This window comes from Streptomyces boluensis, assembly GCF_009908195.1.
Lineage (GTDB): Bacteria > Actinomycetota > Actinomycetes > Streptomycetales > Streptomycetaceae > Streptomyces > Streptomyces boluensis.
In genome coordinates, this window is sequence record NZ_JAAAHS010000751.1 from 1 (window position 1) to 958 (window position 958).

Here is a 958-nt window from a genome sequence, read left to right on the forward strand (position 1 = left end):
GGGGCCGGGGCTCGGCGCACCCCGGCCCCCGGCGCAGATCCGTCAGCCAAGGAGTCCCAGGACCTTGTTCGCGGCCTCGGCGATCGGCTGGCCGACCGCTCCGATCGTCGCGGCGATCGTGGCCACCGCGATCAGGGCGCGGCGGCGTTCCGGTACGGGGCTCGCGTCGGAGGCGATGACGGGCAGGGCGTCGTCGAGCACCTGGGCGCTCGCGGGCGCGACCGCCGGGTCACCTCGCAACGCGACGAGCAGGTCGGCCAGTTCGCGGCAGGACCGGCCGATGTCGGCCATCTGCCGCTTGTCGATACCGGTGTTGCCGGACCCGCCGTACATGTTGACGCTGTCGCCGTAGTGGTAGGAACCGCCGCCGCTCACTTGCGTACCCCCGTGTTGTTCTTTCCGCCGGCAATGTTCACGTTGTCGCCGTTGTGGTACCGCTTCGCGTCGACGCTCACGCTGTGCGCGTAGAAGGTCATGCCGGTGGCCGGGTTCTTGATGGCCTCGACCAGGGCGTCCCTGAGTGCCGGGATCTGTTCGCGCTGGGGCAGCGTCACGAGGGCGCTGGACGCGCTGGCCGTCTCGATCGCCAGTACGTGTTCGGTGGGCGCGGACCATTTCCGGATCAGGTCGACGACGAGGACGATCAGGACGATGACGGCCAAGGTGACCATCGAGTCCGCGTTGCCCGAGTCGCCGCTGTCGTAGTCGTCGTAACTGGACGAGCTGGACTCGTCGTTGGCGAGGGCGAGCAGGACGAACAGGACGCCGCAGACGCCGACCCACTTCAGGAAGCTGACGAACGCGGCCATGCGGTCGGGCTTCAGCAGGAAGGTGTGCACCCGCGTGATGTTGTGCAACGGATAGGCCGCCTCGCCGACCCAGAGCACATTCACGTCGACCCGGATCTCGACGTCCCCCCGGCTGAAGGCGGGTGGAGGTGGTGCGGGTGGCTTGGGCC

General features: G+C 68.9%; 2 protein-coding genes. Both read right to left on the bottom strand.

Annotated elements, in window-relative coordinates; genetic code table 11:
• Positions 1–42: 42 nt before the first annotated feature.
• Positions 43–375, bottom strand: a complete 333-nt coding sequence (locus GUY60_RS37905; RefSeq protein WP_312866584.1) for a hypothetical protein — start codon at positions 373–375, stop codon at positions 43–45.
• The coding region (locus GUY60_RS37910) for a DUF6232 family protein (protein ID WP_223178786.1) at positions 372–958 on the bottom strand (587 nt) is incomplete at its 5' end. The genes GUY60_RS37905 and GUY60_RS37910, both read right to left, overlap by 4 nt.